Origin of the sequence: Pedobacter sp. FW305-3-2-15-E-R2A2, from assembly GCF_038446955.1 — a bacterium.
GTDB lineage: Bacteria > Bacteroidota > Bacteroidia > Sphingobacteriales > Sphingobacteriaceae > Pedobacter.
On record NZ_CP151803.1, the window covers coordinates 5,324,613 to 5,349,937 of the forward strand.

At 41.5% G+C, this 25,325-nt stretch carries 15 protein-coding genes; all 15 read right to left on the reverse strand.

The window, feature by feature from the left end; all coding sequences use genetic code 11:
* Positions 1-16: 16 nt before the first annotated feature.
* The 15 genes from AAFF35_RS21530 to AAFF35_RS21600 all read right to left on the reverse strand — a co-directional run bounded on the left by AAFF35_RS21530 (position 17) and on the right by AAFF35_RS21600 (position 25,240).
* Positions 17-1,318 (reverse strand): hypothetical protein, encoded by a 1,302-nt coding sequence (locus tag AAFF35_RS21530; protein WP_342328597.1) that lies wholly within the window; start codon positions 1,316-1,318, stop codon positions 17-19.
* A 133-nt stretch (positions 1,319-1,451) separates the two neighbouring features.
* Entirely contained in the window at positions 1,452-1,625 is a 174-nt protein-coding gene (locus AAFF35_RS21535) for a hypothetical protein (protein ID WP_342328599.1), read from the reverse strand.
* Complete coding sequence (locus AAFF35_RS21540) at positions 1,622-1,999, reverse strand: hypothetical protein (RefSeq protein WP_342328600.1); 378 nt, start codon at positions 1,997-1,999, stop codon at positions 1,622-1,624. Before AAFF35_RS21540 ends, AAFF35_RS21535 begins: the two co-directional genes overlap by 4 nt.
* A complete protein-coding gene (locus AAFF35_RS21545; RefSeq protein ID WP_342328601.1) occupies positions 1,999-2,469 on the reverse strand; it encodes a M15 family metallopeptidase in 471 nt (156 codons plus the stop codon). The genes AAFF35_RS21540 and AAFF35_RS21545 overlap by 1 nt, the downstream gene beginning before the upstream one ends.
* Positions 2,470-3,027: 558 nt before the next feature.
* Positions 3,028-6,087 (reverse strand): phage tail protein, encoded by a 3,060-nt coding sequence (locus AAFF35_RS21550; protein WP_342328602.1) that lies wholly within the window; start codon positions 6,085-6,087, stop codon positions 3,028-3,030.
* Positions 6,088-6,115: 28 nt separating this feature from the next.
* Positions 6,116-7,564: a hypothetical protein gene (locus AAFF35_RS21555; protein WP_342328603.1), complete on the reverse strand. Its 1,449-nt coding sequence runs from the start codon at positions 7,562-7,564 to the stop codon at positions 6,116-6,118.
* Between the two features lie 37 nt (positions 7,565-7,601).
* The gene (locus tag AAFF35_RS21560; RefSeq protein WP_342328605.1) at positions 7,602-9,014 is read right to left on the reverse strand and encodes a fibronectin type III domain-containing protein; all 1,413 of its coding nucleotides are present in this window, start codon (positions 9,012-9,014) and stop codon (positions 7,602-7,604) included.
* Positions 9,015-9,020: 6 nt separating this feature from the next.
* The gene (locus tag AAFF35_RS21565) at positions 9,021-10,211 is read right to left on the reverse strand and encodes a hypothetical protein (protein ID WP_342328606.1); all 1,191 of its coding nucleotides are present in this window, start codon (positions 10,209-10,211) and stop codon (positions 9,021-9,023) included.
* A 113-nt stretch (positions 10,212-10,324) separates the two neighbouring features.
* Positions 10,325-15,211, reverse strand: coding sequence for a fibronectin type III domain-containing protein (locus AAFF35_RS21570; RefSeq protein ID WP_342328607.1), 4,887 nt, complete (start codon positions 15,209-15,211; stop codon positions 10,325-10,327).
* Positions 15,212-15,218: 7 nt separating this feature from the next.
* Positions 15,219-15,566 carry a hypothetical protein gene (locus AAFF35_RS21575; RefSeq protein ID WP_342328608.1) on the reverse strand — a complete coding sequence of 116 codons (348 nt, stop codon included), beginning with the start codon at positions 15,564-15,566 and terminating at the stop codon, positions 15,219-15,221.
* Positions 15,563-16,468 carry a hypothetical protein gene (locus tag AAFF35_RS21580; protein WP_342328609.1) on the reverse strand — a complete coding sequence of 302 codons (906 nt, stop codon included), beginning with the start codon at positions 16,466-16,468 and terminating at the stop codon, positions 15,563-15,565. Before AAFF35_RS21580 ends, AAFF35_RS21575 begins: the two co-directional genes overlap by 4 nt.
* A gap of 115 nt (positions 16,469-16,583) precedes the next feature.
* A complete protein-coding gene (locus AAFF35_RS21585; protein WP_342328610.1) occupies positions 16,584-18,047 on the reverse strand; it encodes a hypothetical protein in 1,464 nt (487 codons plus the stop codon).
* A gap of 2 nt (positions 18,048-18,049) precedes the next feature.
* Positions 18,050-19,711, reverse strand: a complete 1,662-nt coding sequence (locus AAFF35_RS21590) for a hypothetical protein (RefSeq protein WP_342328611.1) — start codon at positions 19,709-19,711, stop codon at positions 18,050-18,052.
* Positions 19,711-20,892: a hypothetical protein gene (locus AAFF35_RS21595; RefSeq protein ID WP_342328612.1), complete on the reverse strand. Its 1,182-nt coding sequence runs from the start codon at positions 20,890-20,892 to the stop codon at positions 19,711-19,713. The genes AAFF35_RS21590 and AAFF35_RS21595 overlap by 1 nt, the downstream gene beginning before the upstream one ends.
* 1 nt (position 20,893) lies before the next feature.
* Positions 20,894-25,240: a tape measure protein gene (locus tag AAFF35_RS21600; protein ID WP_342328613.1), complete on the reverse strand. Its 4,347-nt coding sequence runs from the start codon at positions 25,238-25,240 to the stop codon at positions 20,894-20,896.
* Between the last annotated feature and the right edge of the window lie 85 nt (positions 25,241-25,325).

Below are 25,325 nucleotides of genomic sequence, written 5' to 3' on the forward strand. Positions count from 1 at the left end.
GATGCTTAATCTTTAATTATTGCGCCCCTACTCCAGGTACAAGAGACTGGAAATTAACAGTATCCAACACCGCTTGTTGCTGTGTAAGGAAATAATGATTTCCTTCTTCCCGGATAATCGTTGGCCCACCCATATTTGTCATATTGCCAACTGGGAAATAGGTTCCCTCTCTATACATTTCGAAACCGAGGTTATTGTAATATTCCAATGTACCTCCGGTTTCATAAAGATCAATCATTACTCCTTCCCAGTCGTGGGACGTATTCATCAGTCCTGCGGTATTATTGTAAACCTTTGCGTTTGTAGGCTTAATCCGTGATGGATATAGCGCCATATAATCCTGCATATCCGGGCTTACCTGCAGCTCAAAAGCAGAATATTTCCAACTGTTCCAAACCACATTGTTATAGATCAGGACATCTTTAACCTCAGTACCGTAAGATACTCCCCATGCCCGAATTGCATTTCCCTGATGATTTGTGATTTTGTTGTCATGGAAAGATCCGTTTCCGATCATCTGAAATATACCGTTATGGTATCCATTTGGTGCATTAGGATCGCTGAAGGTCCTGTTAATATTATCTATAACATTATAGGCAACTTCATAATTTTCAACCTGTCCCATCCAAACCACATTTCCAATTTCAGGACAATTTTTAACGACACAATTAAGAAACTTAAAGTTTTTCATTAAGTTCATGATGCCATCTTCCGTAAAACCACCATTACAGCTGAAACCTGTACTCGTATTTTCAAAAGTAAGTCGCTCCATTTTCCAATCCATCGAAGCAGTATTGTCTGTTCCGTCATAGATCAATCTATTGTGGTAGGAAATTGTATAGTCGCCTACATTCTTAAAACTCATGTCATGGAAGTATACATGATTACTGTGCTGTTCAATAGAGATGGCACGGTAAGGCTGATCAGTCACAGACACTCCCCAAAATTCCAAATGATCTGCCTGTCCAATGGAAATTGAACCACCTGGCAGCTTTACCCCGGTTCCATCGATTTTCACATTTGTGGCTTTCGGAATTGAGATGTACTCGTAATTTCCAGGAACAATTTTAATATTCACGTTTGCCAAAGGATCCAGGAACAGTTGTCCGGAACCCGTTCCAACATTGACGAAGACAGGATCTACAGGCGGCGCTACTGCGGTTGCATAAGCTTTCAAGAAATCGGTACTTGCTATAGATGGATAAGCAATTTTACCATCTGAATAGGTGATTTTAGTGATTTCTACGACATAGGTGATGACTTGTCCATCGACAATAATACTACCTGTCGGTTCTACTGCTGTTAATTGATTGTTCATTTTCTAATTTTTATATATGAATTGATTTTGAAAAATTTAATACATAACTATCCCCTTAGACCTGGAATGGGACTGTGCCATTCTGGGGTCTATTCTGTGGTTTTATAGAGCTGCTGTGATTTTTTAACTTAGTCTATAGCGTCTTTACCAGGATTTCCAATTCCAGCGCTTTCTTGTTAATGCTGTCCAGTTTACTATGAATCGGATGTCGATAAGATACTTTAAAAATATTTTGTGCAGCCTGTCTGTTCGAGGAAGCTCCAGATACCATCAACATAAATAAGGTCACTATAAATAATATTCTCATCTCCTTTTATTTTTATTAAAATATTGTTTGACTGATTCCACTGTTCCATTTAAATTGATTAGAGAGGTATCCAATCTCTTACTATTGCTATCCTGCTGCTCCTTATATGGAGCCAGTTGCTTCGGAAGCTCTCTCTCCACTCCTTTAGCTACCGCAATGTTGATCTTTTCATTCAACATCGTGATGTCCTGGATCCTTAACCTGTTCATTTCATTAATGACGTTATATTGCCAGAAGTTAAGCCCGACAGAAAGTAAAAGCATCGTCGCAAAAGGGTTTTGCTGGACTGCGATAAACAGTCGGTCAAACATCCTTTCTAACCAGGCGGCCTTACGGTCGATCATATCTTGTTTTGTTGTTATCTCCTCTTCCATTATCTTCCAATTTCAAAATGCATCCAATCGTAATTTTTCTCTCTGCCCAATGATATAAATCCATGTTTATAGAAGATATCAATCATTGGTTTATATTCCGGCCTCGCAAAGCGTGCGGTCCTGGCCGTTTCTTTTAGTAAATTCCTGCCTGGGTCAAGGTCTATTGCGATTCCCCAGGAATGACGGGAAAGTGTTTTTGTACTTCCTCTCATCAACCGGTAGTTAAAGCAGCCTCCATATAAATCTATGCCCAGTTCCACGATCCTTTCATAACCGTAATACAGAAGAACATCTTCGAACACAGCTAACAATTGATCAGCAATCAATTCGTGACATTGTATTTGCCCTACTACACTTTTCTTTTCCCAGGCAACACGCATTTTATAAGGAAGTTTGATAGTAGTCAGATAACCTTTGCCTGTTGCATTTGGAATGCCATATTTCTTATTTAACTGATCAATAGTTATCATATCTGTGTCCTTTAATTGTGTTATACAAATTTACAAAATACAGCTAACAAGCTAAACTATAAGACTTTAGAACCTATAGTTTATAAAGAGAAACATGGATTTGTATCATTTGCTCAATAATTGTATTTAGCACAAAAAATGACACCTATATTCTCATAAGATTCATTTATTGGTTTAAATATCCTATTTGCCAGACTGATCCAATTTACCAGCTCCATACACATAACCAACTAATGAAATCGATCTTCTTTCAAAACTAATCATAGGTGCGGAGACATAGGATTCAATCCCATAATCATCCATCCAGCTATGAAAAGTTTTCCGGCTCTTTCCAGCATATCAAAACAGTCCGCCAATGCGATGTTACTTCCACTTTGCTTTCCGGGGATAAAGCCTCTGCTCTTGACGGCTATATTGTTTATATGTATAAATATTCATTTTAATGATGTAGTTCCCGTTAAAGGTTAGGTATTAATGAGATCTATTCTGGGAGTAGCACTTTAGAGCTACCATCTTCAAAGACCTGTTAAACTAGTATTTGAAGATGATTTATATCAGTTAAAGAATATTTATTAAAAGACCTTTGTGAAAGGTCCACCGTCTCCTTGAGTCATCAATAAAAGTACCGCTAACTCCTGCAACTCCGTCAATAAATATATTACCCTTCACTTTTAAATCTCCATCTGCGTTTAAAGTCCCATCTCTAACAGTAAGATTTCCAGTTCCTGTTTTATCAGACTTCGTGACTAACATATCTCCTGAAGCATATATAGCAAGTGTTTTAGAAGCACCGTTAGTATCTGACTTAGTTCCGTCTAAAAAGGCTCCGGCAGCTGAATACCCACCATCCTGCAAGTTTCTGTTGAATAAGAATCCTACAACTGAGGCATTAGTAATCAAGCCCGTTGCACTAGATAAAAATGGAACCTTGCCCCCGTTAGCAAATAGACCTGCACCAGTAAGGCCAGATATTCCTTCATTGGTTTTAATATCTAATCCAGAAGACACTGCCGATCCATTTAAGGCTATCTGTGCAGATACAGAAACAGAAGGAGCATAAAGTAAATCTCCTTCATTGAAAAATTTTATACCATTGCCTTGTTTAGTGATTTCCACTCTTTTTCCACTCTCCGCAGTTTTTAAATTTTCAACTCCCAAGTTAGTTATGAATGCCATTTTAGCAAAGAAAAGATTTGTTGCAAGGCTTTCGTATTGTCCGCCGAAAGCATTCCATTTACTTGCATTTGTTGGCAAAATTCCGGAAAATGTTCCTGCATCAACCCTCGCTACATAAGCTTTTTCTCCTGAACCATCATCATAACGGACGATATCAACTTTACTAGCATTTCCAGTATATTGCTTATCCGACTTATATTCATCACCGCCAGTAGGAAGTGGACCGTTTTGTCCTACCGCAGCAACCGTCCAGGAACTTCCCTCCTCAGGCGACACATTTGATATTGGCAACCCACTAATCACATTCCACGAAGATCCATTATGGGTAACCTGATCCCCGCGATAATAAGTACTAAGCGAATTATACACTCCTCTAAATACGGGAATTGGCGCTTGAATTCCACCAGCATTCTGAACTACTCCACCGCGAATGGTCAACTTATTAGGACTACTTACATTCCAGTCTATCCCGCTCAACTCATCTCCAAGTTTTAGCTGCCCCGTTGTCAGATCCATGAACATTTTCTCGTCAATCGATTTAATTCTGCCCGCTGTAATCTGGTCGCCAACAATGAACACCATTCCATTAGTAAGCGCGTTATCTCTCCGTCCATCTTTTACTGGAAACAGTACCCCTGCCTGCAAAATATAATACCCTGGCACGCTTTCAGCAGATTTCACTTCCGTTGACAATTCCCAGGAACCTACAAGGACCGATTTAGAAATTTTAGCATACAGATAATATTTATTAGCGGCGACTAAATTTGAGGCAGTGAAAGTATCCATTTCCCAGGTAAATCCTACTCCTGGAACATTAAGGTCATAATGAATCAGCTCTCCTGCAGTCGCCGTAAACGTATTCGGATTACCCAGATAATTAGGCTTAAAAGAAACACCACTTAAATTAAAGTTTGTTGCTTTTGCGCCAATTGCGAGGTAAAGAGATTCGATACTTCCGGTCGCAATCTTCCCAGCGTAATACTTGTCTGTTGTTGGATCTATTACCGAATCTTTCAGGTCGTAAAGGTTGATCGAATTTCTTCTTGCCTGCTCCGCTTGAATGCGTGAAACCTGTTTCACCTCCTTTTTTGTATCGATGGCGCTGGCAACCAATCTATCCTGCATCGTATAAGGGATAAAATTACTGATAGAAACATCAATATTCGCTTCGTTCACCAATGGGTAAGTCAGGGTAGCGATCCTTAAAGTTGCATTGATGGGCAGCTTAAGGTCGACAAGGGTAATCCGATCTCCCACCCTAAGTTGAATTCCATTATCTCGGATGTATTTCTCATCTGGTTTTAGTCCATAGGCAACCCTGGGCACACTATTTTCCTGCAGATAGGCAAGCGCATCTGCTTTAAGCCTACTTTCTGCCGCAGTAATATAGCTTTCCGGCATTTTTAAATTCACCAGTGTATATTTTGCATTGACTTCCGGAAAGTTGAGCTCATTGGGAAGTGTGTAATCATTGGTATCCTTAAAAACATTGAAATAAATCGCCTTCTTTGAATGGTCATATTTCCATATTTCAAACTCATAGTTGGCCAGTGCCCCCGATTTGAAAACTATTTTAGCCTTTTCGCCTTCCTGCAAATGTGCATTGATGTCAAAGTCAATAGACGTATCAACAACCGTTGTTTTATCAATCACTGCAGTAATCATCCCGGTACGACTGGGGAAAATCTCTGCATTTTCATACTTCCCCTCTTTTATCCCATATAAATCAACATTGGCTTCCAGATATTTCTCCTGAAACAATAGTTTTTTCGCCTTATCTCTATATGTATAATCTATGTTCTTTGATCCACCGAAAGCATATACCCTGGTCACTACATTTTTATCATCTGCAATTTTCCGGTTCAACTCATACAAACCTTTTCCTCTTCCAAATTCAAAAACAAGTCCCGTATCGGCCCCCAATGTTTTCACCATGTTGACCTGCTGTCCAACCAGAAAGAATTCCAGTTTAAACTTCTCGGCTATTGCAGTCAAGGCAGTGCGACAGGAATGGTTGTTATAATCGAGGTTCATTGGATCAGTCACTTCAATCGTACCCAATGTCCAGCCTGGTTCAATCTGGTTAATGTTATCAACTATCAGGCGAAGGTGATCAGCCGCAGTTCCATGGTAAGAGAAGTCATCCGTTCCTTCATGCATCAGGAACTTATCGTGCAAACTATAAACCGGACTTTCAAATACAATATTGTATTTATGGCTATGGTCACTCTCAGACTTTCCATATTCTGGAACAGTATTGATCTTATATCTTTCCCCTTTGTGAACGATATAATCGCCCAACTGAACCGGGAGCACGAAAGGCAATATCACACTACATGTGATTTGTTTTTCAGCCATCTGTGTTTCGCTGAAAGTCGTATTTTCATCAATATCAAATGAAATCAATTGCGTGTCATTTCCTCTGTATATCTGTAGTTTCATCTTCTTTATTTTTTATTTTAAAATCCTATTATCCCATTTGAACGGGGTATCCCATGATGGAAGTTCCCCTCAGCTGATTCGAAGAATCAACCGCTTTGACATCTCCATCCTGCCCCCTATATTCGATACTCAAACTACCGGCAACTGCTTTGTTTAAATTCAAATACCAGGTATTTCCGCTACCAGTCAGCGCATTTACGGTATATCCTGATCCGCCTGTAATGCTGTAACCTCCTTTTAAACTTTGACTAACAGCCATATTGAATTTAAGCATGATCCGGTTTGGGTTAGCCGAATTATAGGTAGCAGCGATAAATCTTGGCGGCTCCTGATCCGTAATTGGTGCCAAAAATTTAGTTGTTTTCTTCTTGAACACATTCACCAGTCCTGTTGCCGGATTGTAGCTATAATGATCTGCTCCGGTAACAGCAATATCTGTGATTTGTCCCCCGCTGATCAGCAGACTCATATCCCTTCTTCTATTTTCATCCGGGATAGCAGACAGATCAATGTCTACAGTTAGCCTATTTCCTTCCAGCGTCTCTTTCTTATCGGCCAGGCTTTTTGTTTCCAGGTATTCAAACAGCTCCGTTGTTGTACCCGCCCATACCCGATCTCCCAGCTGTGTAGCCACATAATTCATAAAAGTTCTGAATCCTGTCGCCGAATCTGAGTCCTTATAAGGACCATGACTAAATAGTCTGAGTAAGGAAGGAGCGGCTTTGGTTCCTGCAGTTTTCACCTGGTTAATCAGTCCGGACCATTCGGATATCAGGTCTGCTTTAAAATTTTCTCCAAGGTATTCTCTGGTCATGGCCACATCCGGGAGCTGAAGCGTGTTCAGTTTCTTATCATTATGAAAAGGATATCCATCTTTCATATCCTCTGTGCCCCCTTGACTGCTGAACACCCGAATCTTAGTATTAAAACCACTAAAGGTATAACCTGGATCTGCTGCCGGGTTAACCATCCCTCGAATGCGATATTCCATTCCCCTGGACAACATTCTTTCCCATACCCGCTGACTCAGGTCGCGGATCTGCTGATAACGATCTGAATCTCCGGCAATGTCGGAAGAAGGAGCTCCAAACTGGTGATTCAATACATCCCAATCTGCCTGTAACATTTCATAAATCTGATCGTAGTTAACGTAACTATTCACGCCGTCCATTAAATCTACTCCGTACATATTCACAGCAAAACATGCAGCCGCTGCTTTCCAGCTCAATTGATTTCCACAACCATCCGTATGTTTTAACCCAGGAGAAGTTACACCATCAAATGCCGTCCCACCATTAAAATGCTTAAAAACCACTTCATAAATTCCTTCCTGTGAATCGTCCTGTTCATAGTTAAACACCACTTCCTTGTTATACTTTGCGGCAGCAAAGCTGACCACAGGATTTACAGGATTGCCTGAGAAGGTGACCTCTATCTTAATATTTTTACCCGGGTCAGGAGGGTTCGTCCCTGACATTATAAATCGTCTGCCTTTGATAATCATATTTGGAATTTTAAACTGCACTTAGTCCTGATTGTCTAACATTATTGTTATTTCTGATGCCATAAGCATCCTCTACGAATACCTTTGCATATAAGGTTTCATTTGCCCGTACCTTGGAATCCAATGTTCCCCAGCTTGCTCCCCCATTGATGCTATATTCATAATATACTTTGGTGGCATCTGTACGTAACCTGATCTTAACCAAATTAGAAGCTACAGACACCGGCACCTGAAAACTCACGTAATCCTGAGTGCTGACCTGTCTTCCGTATTCGTTGTCTGAAAAACCTAAAAAGTAGGTAGCAGAGCCACTATTCATCACCGTATCATTGTTATTGTCAAAGGCAATCCTACCTATCCCGGCAGTCCCTACTTTACCCTCAGAAACCAAAATCGCAGTCCCTCCGGCCAGAACTTTAAGGTTCGGATAAGCGGCGCCAAAATTAACGGTATTGGGCAATTTATAGAGTAACGTATTGTTCATTTGAGGATCAATCTCAATGTCACGATCCAATCTCCACACCGTTATCGGGACGGTATTGTCCAATACTTTACTAAAGGCAGTCGCATTAAACAACCAGGCAGATGCATTCCTGCCTGTTACCGCTTTGAGGCGGACACCAACCTGCCCAATGGCTTTGTCTACATCACCAACTATGATAGGTTTTGCACTGACGTCTGAAACTGTCACTCCTCCATTTAACGTAAACTCATAATTGCTATTTGCAGGGTACGCCGGATTTGGGGTGTAATTAAAGGTGTTGTTCACATCATCTACCACTCCGGAACCAGGTGCAGCAGGTGTAATATTTCCAGGAACATCGGTTGTGGCATTACCTACCCCATAATTTGATCCCGAGAACCCGGTTGCTGTGACTCTGATCCGGTAGTAATATACTGTACTTGCCGTCAAGCCCGTATCCAGAAAAGTATTTGCACTTCCACTGTAAACATTCACCGGATTGGAAAAGGTAACAGCAGTATCTCTTTGCAAGGTATAAACCGTCCCATTGGTAACGTAATTCCAGTTTACAGGAATGGCATCACTGGCTGCAGCAGCAAAAGTTAGCGTTGGTGTAGCCAATTTTTCCAACTGCTCGCCTTCTGGCGGATCAATCCAGGACAAATCTCCCTGTAAAATTCTATCTGCTGCCCAATTTGGCAAAGATTTTAAATAGGCATTTAATTCGGCAGGCGACAAACCGCCGCTTCCGGATACCTTATATGGATCAGCGGCTGTTCCTGATCCCGACACTCCATCAAAATAAACGGGCGGCAATTCGCTGAGCGGAACCACTCCACTTACTTTATTTGCCTTATTCCCCAGTCCGAGTGTATTTGCATTGATTTGATCCGCATTGTTATTGAGCTTCGCTCTAATGCTGGAATTACTATCTCCGTTATTAAATTTTTCTGCTGCCATTGTTTTTTATATTTCGTTCCATATTGATAAATCGTTCCAGTTCTCCGTATCCTCCCAAAACGTAGTGTATGCCGCCCGGACTGTTATCGTCTTGACACTGCCAGCTTTCAATCCATTGCTGTCTGTTACCGTTAGTCTAAAGAAATAAGTACCAGCTTCAGACATTCCGTATAACCTCGGTGTAAGTGTATTTTCTCCCGATAGAAGCGGCACGACCGCGCTTGAGCTTGATATAAACTCCCACAAAACAGTCCTGATGACCGCTCCACTTCTTGCCAGGGCTGATGCGTCCGTAACGACAATTTCTTCGTTGGGAATGGAGATGGTCTTATCTAATCCTGCATCTACAATTGGAGGCAATGGAGTCGAAACGTTCAGCGCCCCTTCCGTGATTTTACATTCTACAATGCCGGTCATCCTGTTCGGCCGGCTATTTATATTGCTGACCTTAAAACCATCTTTCACGAAAAACTGCCGGTTAAGGTCGGTAGGCATATTTAACTTCCTTAAACCTGGAGCTGAAAACAAGGCATAAAGCCCATTAATTTTAGCTTGAAACGCAACCGGGTCTGGTTGATCTATAAATATCTTCAAGGTGATCTCCCTGACCTCTGTTTTAATCCCAGCTAATCCGTCTGTCTTCGAAGTAAAATTTAATCCTTTAGGTGATGGCCGGTTGGCCCGATCCCCTACGGATGATAATAATACTCCACCCAGATCTTTAAAACTAATTCCATCTATTCCATGTTCCGCATTTGTCCAGCTGGGCATTATACCATTCATTACCGCTATAGGTTCAAAAAAACTGAAGGTCATCTTCAGGGCCTTATCTCCTATAAATTCTCCGGCTATGGGCTGATTGATATAAACCTGATAAGTCCCCCACTTACAACTTAGCGGAACAAGATCTGAGAAACTATCTATCAGTTCAAAAATCCTGTTCGCCTTATTTGTACAATCCAGCTTACCCGCTCCATATATATAGCCTACCAATGAAATGACCCTTCCACCAAAGCTAATTTCAGCAGCAGATACGTAGGGTTCAATCCCATGTTCCGCTCCCCAGCTATGGAAAGTTTTACCTGTTCTTGCGGGCATATCAAAACACCCTGTCAATGCGATATTACTTCCATTCTGTTTCCCTGCGATAAAGCCTAAACTCCCCAGGTCTATGTTGTTTAATCTATATGTATTCATCTTATCTTAATGATCTGATTAATTAACATAAAGGTACCCAAAACAGCTTTAAACCTACATTACAAGGCTTTATAAGGCCAGAATCATAAAGCATTGAGCCCTTTAACAAGGTATTATTCAACCTTGAGAAAACCGGAATAATACAGGCCATTCATGACCAGATCAGTTCCATCGCCAAAGCCGATTTTGAAGTATAAATTTCCAGCAATCCTTGGAAGCTGATGCGCGGAGATCCAACTGATTTCATTGTCTAATGAATATTCAAAATAGACCTTCGTATCATCAACACGAAGCCTTTCCACCACAAACCTTGGTGTATTACCAAGCGGAGTTTTCTCCCCGTTAGCACAAGCTTCAATCTGGACACTGTCGCCCGCATGATTTCGCTTAATTCCATATGGGGTATCGGTAAAAGTCTTTAATTCAGCAACATCGGTATCCAAAAGAATGGCTAAATCTCCGGACCCCTGAATAAGTCCATTCGATCCCGCAGGCAGGTAAAGCTTAGAGCGCGCATTTCCATTCCCCCAGAGGTTGTTCCCCTCTATATTCAGGTAAAGCTCTTTCTCCAGCCAATCGGAAGGAATTACAGGCGTACCGCCGATTAAACTTTCACTAAATGCCGGACTGAACGACAACTCACTTTCTCTTCTTGCGCCGTCAGCTTTTATTTTAAACATCCACCTTCCTGCTGGCACAGCTGCATTTCCCACATTGATGCTTCCGGGATAAGCGAGAAAAGGTGAATTAACCGGGGCATTGTCTACATTCATGATGATTTCGCTATCTCCAAGAGGAGAATAAGCAGTCAGCATACGGGAATAATTGTTTCCGGAAACTACCGGAGCATCAGGAATGGTCGACAAGTATTCCAATATCAATCCTGAATGCACCAGGTTCACCGCTTTTGATCCATTCCCCCCATATAGTTTGAAATACATCTTCAGGTTTGGCTGAGGACTTGTTTTAGCGGTGACAAAGCTGAGCCCATTGTCATAACTGACCTCAAAATAAATCGTTGTTCCATCTGTTCTGATCTGAACGATCCCCAATTCAATTTGTTGGGTTTCCCTCATATAGACGTCCAGTCTCTTGATGTCCACAACGCCATCTGTTCTGAAAATATAATAATCAAGAGAATTAAATGCTTCAGGAATACTCTCCGGATCCATCCCCAGGAACAGGGACGAAACACCCGGCAATAAACTCATTCGAATCAAACCTACTCCACCTGCTTCAAGAATCAACGCGAACACTCCCTGCGACTGATCTGCTGTTCCGGAATAGGTATTTCTAGTGGATGTAATCCCTGAGGACTCCCTCCATTCCAGAACAGGTGAAAGATCAAGTGAGATTATATTGGCAACCGACTGATTGCTAAATGTGCTTACTGCAATATTATAAACAGACTTTAATGCACCCAATCCGGCATCATAGGCAACAGTAACCGTCGAAGACTTAAACAAGGTCAACTGCACAAACACCTTCACCTTTGTTTTATCAATGCCTGCTTCCACCTTATAAACGGTATGAACAATATAGCCGCCAGCTGATAACATTTCGACTACCGTAAAGGCGTTGATTGCAGTAGACTGATCCTTTAATTCTTCATCAAATGTCAAGTCGACATAAGAGCCGGAAGAATCGGTATTCGCAGACACCACTTTAGGTGGCAACAAATTTGGTGCTCCCGTAGTGCTAGAATGGACAAAGCTAAAATTACTGATTGACGGTCCGTTAACCGTTCTTATTTTGTAAAAATATGCGGTGTTGGCCACCAGCCCAATATCTCTGTAAGTCCTTTCAGATTTACCTAATCTGGTTACTCCAAGATAATCACCATTCAACTCCGTGCTTCTATAGAGGACAAATTTTTCTACCTTCCGTTCATTAACAACCGGGAAATACCAGGAAAGCGTAATCGTACTTGAGGTCGCGCTGACCGTACTTAGATCGGTAGGTGCTTCCAGGACTGCAAAAGTCTTTGCAGCCTTGTCAACAGACAAATCAGACAGCTCCGCACCATTTTCAAACTGTATTTTGAAGTAATAGAAAGTGTTCTCCTCCAGACCATCGACGACAGCTTCGGCACGGTCAAAATATTCAGTTTTAATGAGCGTAAATCCGCTTTCAGGTGAGGTACTGCTAAATATCTTTGTTTTATTCAGACCGATATTCTTATCTTCCCAGGATAACTTTACTGCAGCAGCACTGATCGGCGCAGCACGAAAATCAATGGGATCAATCAGTTTTTTAATCCCTATGTTTCCTGTTTTTATGATAATAGGGAATTCGTTAACCGTCGTTCTAATGTATTTCCCCGATGAGTCACTTTCAGGAACGGTATTGATCATCATAGGATCTTCTGTTTTTCTGATTTCCTGATCATCAAATCTCAATACCGCTATCCCGCTCTCCGGAGCGGCCACGTTGATGAGCAATTCAAATGTTTTCCATTCATCAGTACCTAACCAGGCTACCAGGCAAGTCTCTTCTCCTTTCTTATACGCAAAAACCCATAGGTCAGGATGATAAGTTTTAACAACATCATTCTGTAAGATTTGGTTTTCTCCGGCCTTAACTACAACATGCGATAAACTCCAGCCCGTCATTGCTTTTTTAAAGGCAGAAAGGTACCACCAACCAATCCTGGGAGTCCTGTTCCAATCGTTAAATGCCAGTATTCCATCGACTACTCCGGAGGTCAGAAATTTCTCTCTGTGGAAAGCATCTTCTGCAAGGTCTGAAAGTTTGATATTGTCCATTCCATACCAATACTGATTTGTAATGTCAATCCCACAGTAATCACTCACCATATGCATTCTCATCAGCCATGCAGCTTTATGTTTTGAACGAAGGTTTTGTGTTCGGTCTCTGGGTGCAATCATTCCACCTAAAGTTTCATCATAGCCCATTTCTGTGCACCAGAGCTCTTTATTAGGCATAAAAACCTGTCTGAATTCATTAATTGCAGTCAATTCCATAATCAGTGACCCATGCTCAGGGGGTAATCCCCAGGCTGGTATATCACTATATACGGCCGTATAAGGCTCTGCTTCATAATTGTTATAATGGTGAAAGTTCAAAGCATCCAAAGGATAATTCCCTTGCCCTCTTTTATGGTCCCACCACAACATCATATCACGAATGAAATCATGATCTGCATTCACCATGCCGGGGATCAGCAACTTCGCATTTGGATCTGCATTTTTAATTCCAAAACCGACGCCCATTGTCCCCATATGCCCATCATAAATGGCAGATAAAATGGCTGCAATTTCATGCGCATTCCAATAACCATCCTCCCCTTTCCAATGTGCTTCATTTTCATTACCAAATTCAAAATATCTAGCCAGACCAAGCCCCACTGCTCCATCATTCTCTGCAAAACGAATCAGGTTCTTATCTATTTGGGTATTAAACCCAAGCCTCCCAACCAGCATAAACATGATCCTCGAGATGTGTGTATAACTGTTTGGATTGGTGGTTACCGCCAAATTCTTAAAGTCTAATCCCGGATCTACCGGCTTTACCTTGTCTTCAGAAGGGACATCTACGGTTCTCAGATAAGATGGTGAGTACTGCAGATTAAAGAGGATCTCTTGTCCGTTTGCAATGGCGTCTCTCATTTTTGCTTCAAAATCCCACATATGAGACAAGCGCATCAAAAGAACAATATCACCTGGAGTGGCATTCTGGTTGCTTCCTTTTACTTTAAAAGGGTCAGACAAAATCCAGTCCGGGTTATTATAATACCTGGTCATGGAACTTATTTTGCCCATCATATCCATATTCTCTTCCCCAAAAAAGGCATTGGTTCCCATTCTTTTATCAAGGGTTCTTACAGGGCTTTGTCTTTTATGTTTTACGCCTGTATAAGAATGCGTTCCTTTTTTCTTTCCGTATGGAACAAAGCCATCGATGATAATTTGTCTTTCGGGAGTGGCAAATATCAGGTATCGAACATCTTTACTCTTCTCCTTATTTAGCGGGATTTTTTGCCAGTCGTTTCCATTCAAAGGGGTCTGTATCCGGTCAAACATTTCAAATTTATTCAGTCCATCTGCTGATCCATATAATTTAAAATATCCTTTTGAAGGATTTCCCATTAAGATATAACAGTAATCCAAGTCATATAATCCATCCAGCTCAAAAGTAATCTCATACATTCCTACGTTGTACCATTCCGGACTTTGAAGTCCATACATAAACAAACTGGTTACAGGAGATATCGGAGGTACACCTTCCGGAACCCCATTGTTGTCAATAATATAGTCCTGATCTGCCAGCCTGCTGAATGTAGGATTATTGGTTAACCGCTCACCATGCTTAAATTCTGTCATGATAAATGGATCATAAATCTTGTTCTTGTAAAGTGCAATTCTTTTAGGAGGATCTTTCTCACCACCATTCAACGACAAGGTTGTAAAGCGGACTATATTAGACATTTTCGATACCGAGGATTTTCCGAATGATATTTTTTCAGAAAGAACAGCGATGTGAAATGTTCTGCCTGGCTCAAGATCTGCAATAATATGTGAGGCTCTAATTCCAGGCAAGTCCGGAGTAAGTGTAAGCTTAACCGTATTATACGTATAGGTTGGATCAATATCTCCCTCGTTGATGATCAAATGAAAAGAATCAGTCGGTTTATCGGCTACATTATCATACCCTCTTGGGCTTGTCCAGCTAATCCTGGTCGCAAAAGTATCTGTCAGATCAACCCTAAGATCGGTGATTGTCGAGGGAGGCATAAGAACCACTTCTGGAGTCAAAATTTCGCTGGTCCAGTAGGACTTTACGTCGTCATTTCTGTAGCTGAGCAACGTAACCGCTCCTGGTTTTCTACCCACAGTGACCACTCCATCATTACCTTCTTTAAGAGTGATAGAGTGCCCACCTGTTGCATCTTGCTGAACCAGTAGTTCCTGACCTTTTAATCCTGGCCTCTTATCTGCTGAATCCAGGATAAGGTCTTTTCTTAATATTAGTTTTTTCATACTGCTTCTATACCGTTATGCTTCCGTTATTATCTATTACATATTCCAGCTTTGGTTCTTCTATTCCGGATATTTTAATATCTCCGGAACCACCGATCCCCTGGCCGTTTATCGTTTTAAAGGTGATTTCTCCAGGACCAAGAATGCTATTTCCATTAACCATCTTTATATTGACACCACTGGCTAACTTTGACTGGTAAGCGGTCAGCGCATTCAAGGGAGCCAATCCTTTAATCACATCCGAAACCAGGATGTAAATAATCTTTCCATCACCAGCCTTGGCGGCCATTATTTTTTCGCTGCCAATGGGATTCGAAACCCCATTAGCACCATCCGGGAATATCAATTCGCTCATATTTTTACCTTAATTAAATTGTTAAAACTGCTCGTTATTTTTCGGCTCGAGTTGTCGATCAGGTCAGCATATGTTTCCAACACACCAGACTCGGTGGTTTTGCATTCTATGATACCTGTCATACGGTTTGGCCAACTATTTATATTGCTGACCTTAAAACCGTCCTTTACAAAAAATTGCCGGCTAAGGTCATTCGGAAGACTCAGCTTTCGTAGTCCCGGAGCAGAAAAAAGCGCATAAAATCTATCCAATGTTGCCATGAATGATGCCTGATCGGGTTGATCTATAAACATTTTTAAGGTAATTTCCCTCGCCTCTGTTTTTTTTAAACCTAAGCCATCTGCTTCCGAAGTAAAACCTAGCGCTTTTGGCGCCGGCCGACTGGCCCTGTCTCCTGCAAACCGCAATAATGTCGCCCCAAGGTCTTTAAAACTAATCCCATCTATTCCATATTCCGCATTGGTGCCTGGTGTTTTACTGCCCCCCATAACGACGACAGGCTCAAAGAAATTGAAGATCATTCTCAAGGCTTTGTCTCCGATAAAAGCTCCGGTCACCGATTGATTTACATACACCTGATAGGTACCCCACTTACAACTTAGCGGAACAAGATCTGAGAAACTATCTACCAGTTCAAAGATCCTGTTCGCCTTATTTGTGCAATCCAGCTTACCATTCCCATATACATAACCGACCAACGAAATTTCCCTTCCGCCAAAGCTAATTTCAGCGGCAGAAACATAAGGCTCGATGCCATGTTCACCTCCCCAGCTATGAAAAGTTTTCCCGGTTCTTGCCGGCATATCAAAGCACCCTGCCAATGCGATATTACTCGCATTTTGCTTTCCGGGGATAAAGCCTAAGTGCCTCAGGTCTATGTTGTTTAATCTATATGCATTCATATTATTTCTAATGATCTGAGTTTCCTGCTGATTACATATGGACGATTGCCCTCTATATTCAATCTTCAATAGGTTATTTGTATTTTTTTTCGAGGCAGGCTTCCTTTATTAAGCCTTACAAGGTTATAGGATATCCGATGTAAGAGCAGACCTTAAGTCCGTCGCCATCCGCTGCGTTTCCCCGTTGCATCCTGTAATCCATCGTGGCAGAAGCACCGACCGGATCCTGGCAATTTATTACCCAGTTCTTACCAGATCCGGTGATGTTCAATACACTATTGCCTGATATTTTGTAAGCATTTCCTCTTGAATTGCTATAAACGGATTGCGTAACGGCTTTATCGTAGCTGATCAACACTGAATTCCCTGATCTGACGGCCTTTGTAATTTGAGCAGGCAGCAGATCACTAGCAGGATTAGAAATGGCCTGATTCATTTTATAAATATTAATCAGGCCACTGCCCGGGTTAAAACTAAAATCATCGGCACCACTTACTGTAACTGTATTTATTGTCCCTCCTTTTAAAACCAGAGACATATCCCTCCACTTATTTCGTGCAGAAACATTAGAGAGATCCAGTGTTACCATCAATTCCCGACCATTCAGGATCTGACTCGTTAACGCCAGGTCTTTCACCTCAAAGTATTCGGAAAATTCCTGCATACCAGCCATCCAGACCGTATCGTTATTTCCGGGATGGTTTCTAATATATTGGATTAGATTTTTCCATTGATCAAATGTATCACTGTTGGCATCCTTTAAACCATGAGAAAACCAATGTCCAACATAATTCGCGGACCCATCCTGATTTCCGGTAATCACTGTATTTACCAGATCTTTTATCGCGTCAAGGTCCCCGGGATTCCCCTCTCCGGTATAGAGTCTGTTAAAAAGCAACTTATCACGTCTGAAATTACCCGCATTGAGCTTTCCTCCCCAGTACACTCCGTAAGTATCTGCAGTAGCTCCTTCAAAATCATCTCTCGCAGGATCACCAAATGAGCTGCCCACCATGAGATAACCAAGATTCGGTGCAGTATTGGCATAACCTTCATCAACCGTCGGGATAACAAATGTTCTATGTCTCCATCCTGTTTCATTAAAAGTGATGCGTTCATTCTCTTTTACCTGGAAGAGTTTATCGTAGCCGGAGTGCGCATGACTATGATTAGACAAGTCAAATCCACCGGCGACAATTTCCTTATACTGCGCCCAGCTCGTGAGGTAGTCATTTCCCGCAGCTCCCGTTTTGGGCGTTGCCGTATTGAAAGCAAAAGTCATTTTGTAGGTTACTGCTTTACCCGCGCCATCAGTATACCTGACACCAGGATAAATTACGCCATCTGCAGCAACAATACCCCCTTTAAGATAGGCATAACCGATGGTGTAATCCTCTACAAAACCATCGTCCTTTGCCATGATAAATCCTGACTTCTTATTGTACTTTAATACTGAAAAATCAACTGAAGGATTACTAAACCCCTCATTAAGCGTAATTCTAATTTCCACTTTTTTTGAAGGATCAGGAGGTGTTATTCCTCCCGATTTCCTTAAATTCCGGCCTTTAATTCTTACCATAATTATCCTACCGTTAAGCCTGACTGAACAACATTAACCAAATGCTGACCAGGCGTATCTGTATACACTTTCACATATAAATCCGATGCGGGTTGTACCCCCGTATTCAAGATTGTCCATGACGTTCCGGCATCCGTACTATATTCCGAATAGATATTGATTCCATCAGCTCTCATCCTGGCTTTTGACTGCGTAGAGATCGGCAATGATGGGCTGATCGGATATTGTCCGTTTTTTCCACCAATTATTCTATTATTGTCAATCCCCTGAATCCTAAAGGACATCGAAGCATTAGATTCCCTTGAAGCCCCCACTGATAAACCTAAAAAGATACCATTTGAAGTCTGAGCATTTGGTGCAGCCAAATCAAACATCACAAAGCCAGATCCGCCAGCCGGCAATCTTACTGAAGAGGAAGCCCAGGCATAGTTATCATTGTCGCCAGCTATGGAGATCAGACTGTTACCATTGATCGTAAGCGCAGCAGCTTCTCTCCAGGTGGTTACCGGAATTGTTGCAGCTAAAGCAACGGTAAACGGAGCACTATTAAATAGTGTAGCCGAGTTATTATTAATGCCCGGAACAGCTTTCACTCTAACTCCGATTTCGCCAATGGCTTTGGCAACATTTCCCACATAATATGGCTTCTCAGCTACCGTGCTCCATGAAGTCCCCGCATCTAAGGTGATTTCGTAGTTCGAAGGAATTGAAAATCCAGGACTATAGGTCCAGTTAAACAAATCTGCCGTATTATCAGTCACCGGGTTAACAGGAGCTGATGGCGTATCCAGAGTTTTACTAAAAGCGGTATTGTTAAACAAGGTTGCCGACACCGTTCTGCCAGCTTCAGCTTTTATCCTGACTCCTACCTGGCCAATGGCCTTGTTCAGATTACCAATCAGAACCGGTTTCACTGTTGCCGGCGAATAAGTATTCCCTCCGTCAATTGTATATTCATAATTACTAATGCTCTGGTACCCGGCTGAATTGGTCCAATCAAAGGTGTTCGTATTGTCATTTACCACACCAGAAGTTGGTGCAGGAGGTGTAATATCTCCTGTTAATAAGGTTGTTTTTGATCCTGAAGACCAATTTCCTGGCGCAAATCCTGATGCCATTGCTCTCACCCGATAATAATAAGTTGTATTCGCAATTAAATCAGATTCAGAAAAACTCAATAACGATCCGTTATAAACAACAACAGCATTATTAAAAAACTCATTTTCAGACCGCTGTACAGAATAAAACTGAGCATCGGTAATTCCGGTCCAACTTAACGGTATGGAGTTTACTGAAGCTGTCCCCAGCGTTAACAATGTATTTCCCAACTTCTCCAATGAACCCGATGGTATTGGTCCCCAGGAAAATCCAGCGAGTCCACCCCCATAAAGGATTTTTTCTATACCGGCTTGAAATCCAGGTAAGGCCTTAAGATATTCTTCAGCACTTGCCTGCCCTCCCGAACCATTCAAAGCAAATGGATCAGCTTCTGTACCAGAACCTTTAAGCCCTGTAAAAAAGAGGTCAGGTAATTTTGCAAGCAAGACTTTACCATCTGGATCAAACCCGTCATATATATCATTTATCGCGGCTTTAAAAGCATTGTATTCCTGCGCGCTATGTGTATGCCCCGACTGCTTGTCGGGCGTTGTTATTTTTGCCATTATAATAAGTTGTAAGAAAAGGTAAATGGAAATACATTAGTTATGGGTTGGTCTCTGGAAATGATTTTCGTAAACGCCTCAGAGCTGTTCCCATTGCTATCTCTGGCCGTTAATTTCAAGTGGTAAACACCTCGGTTGTCAATGCCCTTTACCAGGGGAAACAACGTATCCTCATTAAGGATATTGAGCGACAATCCGAATGGCTCAGTATAGGCCAATTCCCACAAAACAGAAACAATTAAAGCTCCACTTCTTGGAGTTACGGAAGCAGATGTAATCAATATCTGATTTATTGAGGGGTCTAAAGTATAATCATTGCCTGCGTTTACCACTGGCGGCAAAAGGGCCAATACCCCTACATTGCCGCCAGTGATTTTACATTCCAGCATTCCGGTCATCCGGTTGACATGACTAAACACATTCGTTACCTTAAAGCCATCCTTGACAAAAAAACTAAAAGGAGTTCCTCTTTCAGGCACAAAAACCCTCATTCCAGGTGCAGCTAACAAAGCAGACAACGAACTTATTTTATTTTTGAAATCTACCAAACCTGACTGGTCAATAAATATTTTAAGGTTCAGTTCGTTTGTTTCCGTTTTTGTAACAGCGTAGCCCTCTTTCCCCCAAACATTCACCGTTTGGGATCTAGGGGCAGGCCTATTGAATTGTCCTCCATTGGAGGAAACCAATACACCACCCAATTCCTTAAAGCTAATTCCGTCTATACCATAAGATGCCCCAGTGGCGACAGGAAGTACACCATTCATTTCAACTACCGGTTCGCGAAAGCTAAAAGAAATTTTCAGCGCATGGTCTCCTAAAAAATTACCCAATACCGGTTCATTTACATAAACCTGATAGGTTCCCCATTTGCATGTCAGAGGAACGAGATCTGTAAAACCATCAATCTGTTTAAATACAGAGGTAGCTTTACTCTGGCAATCTGCTCTATTCGAGCCATAGATATAACCAGTTAGTGAAATGCTCCTTCCTCCAAATTGAATTTCCGATGCAGAAACATAAGGCTCGATACTGTGTTCATCTCCCCAGCTATGGAATGTCTTTCCAATTCGGGCAGGCATATCAAAGCATCCTGTTAAGGCAATATTACTTTCGTTTTGCTTTCCGGCAATGAATCCGAAACTCCCAAGATCTATATTATTCAATCTGTACGTATTCATATTATCCTAATGACCTGGTTCCCATTGATGGCTGAGTATTCACAATGATCTGATCCAGTTTACCAGAAATCCCATCTGTATTGTTCGCTGTTCTGTAGGTATTTGACTCGATCTTTAAAGCGACATCAAAGTTTGACCTGGCTACATTCAATAGCTCCATGGCATTTACTCCAACAGTATTTACCACCGCATTTCTCTCCATAGATAAAGTAACAAGCTGCTTTGTTAGGTCAAATTGTCCCCTCCATAATCCGGTAAGCACGCCCGCGGTCTCTTCTGTTATTTCTCTTTTTATACTGCTTGCTCCGGTTAATCCAGATGGACCTGCACCACCACTTGAAGGGTCCCTGCCAGTGATTTTTTTAAGCGCCTCATATTCTTTTGCCGCATTTGCCATGGAATTGTTAAAGATGCCTTCCAGCTCTGAAATCTCGGTATCGGTTAACTCTTCCCCGCTTACTCCTCTTTTTGCAAACTCCTTATAGAAATTCTCCATAGCTCCCGCAAGGATCTTGTTCTTAAAAATGCTGAGGGCAGCATCGTCCATTGTTTGCTTAAAGAAATCAGCAAGATCCTGAGCACCTGTCTTCCCTTCTTTAAACATTCCTAAAAGGCTGTTTGTAAGGTTATCAGAATTCGTTCCGGTGAATATCTCGTTGGTCTGTTTAGCCAAATCAGCAATTGCCTTTTCCGCATCAAAACCTTTCTGTTCCAGTTCCTTTAACCTTTCTACTAACGCTTTGGCATCTCCTTCCAGTTTCCCCTGGGAGAGCAATTGACTTAACTGACCGTAGTCTTTCCCCTCGAGGCTTTCATAAGTCTTGATGACTTTGGCTTTTCTGAACCAGGTCCCGTGCTTATAGGTTTCACTGGCAATACTGCTCATTCCACTCAGCTTGCCCATGATCTCCTCAGACTCCTGTTTCCAGCCAGCCATCTGATCCTGACGGATTTTAAGCTCATCCTTTATCCCATTCAGCGCTGTTTTATTATCGCGAACACGTTGTAAAGCCCGTTCCTTCAAAGAATCCTGATACTCCCTTTCTCCTTTAATTGCATTTGAGTAAAAGTCAGCCACCTCCTTTTTAGCTTTTTCGTTCATTTCCCGAACGCGTTTACCAATCGAGAATAATGTTCCAACTGCTTTTATTGCAGAACCTACAATTTTTGCAGGATCTCCCGACACGATGGATCCAGCAAGATCTCCTGCAGCCCCTGCAAGCTGTCCGATCGTATCCATGGTATAACCAGCTTCTGTATCTACTCCTCCCAATGCCTGAGACATCATTGAGGCTGCATCAGATGCCAGACCTAAACCAGTGGACAAACCCTGTAAAGCTTTATTATCTTTCAGGCTGTTCATGAAACCTTTTAATCCCCTGGCATTGATGTCATCCATCTTAGATTTGACTTCAACAAGCTCTGCGTTAAGGTCCTTAATTGCCTTCTCATTAACAGGATCCTTTTCACCTGTCCTGGAACTACGTTCCCCCAGATTGCTAACGATGGCATTTTTCCGTCTTTCAAGTGCCTGAAAATTGGATTTACCAACGCCTGAATGTAAACGAACTTCCAGGTCTTTCAAATTGCCGGCAATTCCAGATTTAACATCTCCAGTAATACTGGGATCATCGAGTAAGGAGCGCATGGTCGCGATTTGTTTTTCTATCTGCTCTCTGGTTAAGATCAACGTATCCTTACTGAGTTTTTTATAGATCACACTTTTCTGAAAAGCCTCTTCTTTTGCTGCATTAATTCCAGCGTCATGACCCGCTTTTAAATTTTTAAGTTGCTCATCATCAATCTTTCCCCCCTGACCTTTCTTCAGTGCCCTGACTTTCTCATCGAAATCTTTCTCCAGCGCCAATTTCTTTTGAGCAAAAGTCTCCGCCTCCTTGTAAGCTTTGACGAAACGTTCTGTTTCCTGATCTTGTTTCTGCTTTGCAAATTCTGTGCTTTCATCTGATAAAATGGCCAATTTCTTTTTATCCGCAACGGTCGGATCTTTTTTTGAATTTAACTCCGCTTCCTTTGATCTCAGGTATGCACCATAATCTTCAAAATTATTTAAGCTTAACTTGAATCTTTTATCCGCCTCCTCCTTGCCGACCTTTGTTTTAAACTCCTCGTATTCTGCAAATAATGTTTTCTTTGAAGAAATTTCACCCTTTAAATTCATGATATCCTTTTCAGCCAGGAATTTATCCGTGTCACGTACCTGAAGCTGTTTAATGATAGATATAGCTTCACTACCAGCTTTTATCTCTTTTGCTTTAGAAAGCTTTCCTGCATATTTATTAATAATACCCTGTAATCCCTCTTCTTCAGTTTTACTTCCTGAACCAGCTTCTCTTTTAAGCTCTTCCAGAAATTTTTTCCTCTCATCGTTTTTCGGATTTACAGGTTTATTTTGGCTACTATATTGTTTTAAGACCTTATCTAACTTATCAACTTTTTTACGATAATTCAGAATACTCTCATCACCAGGAGCTAATGCATCAATAATACCTTCAGTAGTTCCCTTTAACTTAGTCAGAGCCGCCTTATTTGGAGCAAGTTTCAGCAGCTTATCAAAATTAGACATGATATTCCCCTGCGCAAAAACATTATTAAATTTCTGGTACTCCCCACCTTTTAACCCTGTGAGGGTTTCATTTCTGGCATCTTTCTCTTCAGCTATCTTCCCTTGAACTCCTTTGCCATTTTTACCTTTCAAAATATCCTTCTGGGCATTTAAAAATGTATTTTTCCTATCATTAATAATCCCCGCTTCCGCGGCGCTTCCACTAGTCAGCTCATTCAACCAGGAACTCCAGCTTAAACCTTGTGAAGTTGGTGCAAATGTCCTCTTTAAGGATATCCAAAGTTTATCCAATGTTCCCACGGCCTCAATACCATCGGTATTCAGCGCTTTGAGTTTTTTTTCAAGCTCTTTATAAGAGCTATACTCACTTTCTACTGAAGCAGCAGACTTAACTGAATTAAGATAGCTACGAATAGCCCCATCTGCTCCACCTGCTGCAACCGCCTCCAATGAATACTTCTCCAAAACTCCATTGGTAGTTGCATTCAATTCGTCATAAGCTGCTTTTTGTTCGACTTTCGTTCTCGTATAATCACTAATAATATTGATCAGCCCTTTTATTCTTTCTTCCTCATCTTCGAAAGCCACAGCCCCTTTTCGTCTAGCCTTCTCAAGCGACTCTTCGGCAATTTCAGCAGCATCTTGATACTGGAGATAAGAATAACCAATTGCAACTAAGGCACCTATTACTGCAGTGTATGCAGCCGTACTAAGCATTAATGCAGTCTGTTTACTTGTTAAAACTGTAATAATTTTCTCTTTAGCCACAAGTATACCATATTGCAATACCTCTATAGCCGACCATACTCTTGTAGCAGCACCCAGAGAATTGGTTGCGGTAGCCGAAAATATGATTGCAATATTCGTTACAGCTAAAGCTGTTTTATACGCTCCATAAATTATAACCAATCCCTGTATCGCTTCGATAACTCTCTCATAATTATCTACTAAGGCAATAGCAGCTTCTATTCCATTCCCTAATAGTCCTTCCTGATTTTGTCCTAATGTATTCAACATAGTTTCCCAGGAACTGTTCAGATGTTCAAGTTGGCCATTAAGCGTTTGCGACTGAGTACTCATTACTCCATAGAAACTTCCTCCAACATTAGTCATCCTTTGAAATGCCTCCTCGATAAGTGGAAAGCCAACCTGTCCGGTTGATACCAATTCAGAAACCTTTTCTTTGCTTTTACTAAGTATCTCGGCCAGTTCCTCATAAATCGGAATGCCAGTTTTCGCCAAGTCATCTACGTCTGTTAGAGATATATTTTCTTTGCTTTTCAGTGCACTATATACATTTGCTAAATTCCCGATTGGGGATGACGTGGCAATAGCGACTTCACCCAACATCTTTAATTCGGTCATTACCGTTTTCGTCGAGGAACCATAAACGAGCATTTGTCTGGCAGCATCAGCCGTTTCTTTAAGTCCAAAAGGTGTTCTTCCAGCAAAAGAAGAAAGATTTGCCATCAAGACATCAGCAGACGACTTACTTTTAAGTAATGTTGAGAAAGTGATTTCCAATTGTTGATACTCCCCTCTAACCTTAGCTACAGATTTCACGAATTCACCTATACTCTCAAAGGAAAAGATGCTATTCGCGAATTCAGTCATTTTTTTCGCAAAGGTTTCCAATTCCCCATTCTGATTGGTGATCTGATCAGTCATCGATCCTACATTCACTTCCATACGTCCTATAGCCGCCTGAAACTGTGAATCGTCCAGTGTACTTCTAAAATTTAAATTTCCTTCTGCTGTGCTCATGTTAATATCCTTGTTTTCTTAATTCTAATTCTTCTTCTTCAGGAGAAATGAACTCATCCTCCTCTTTTTTATCGGTATCTATCCC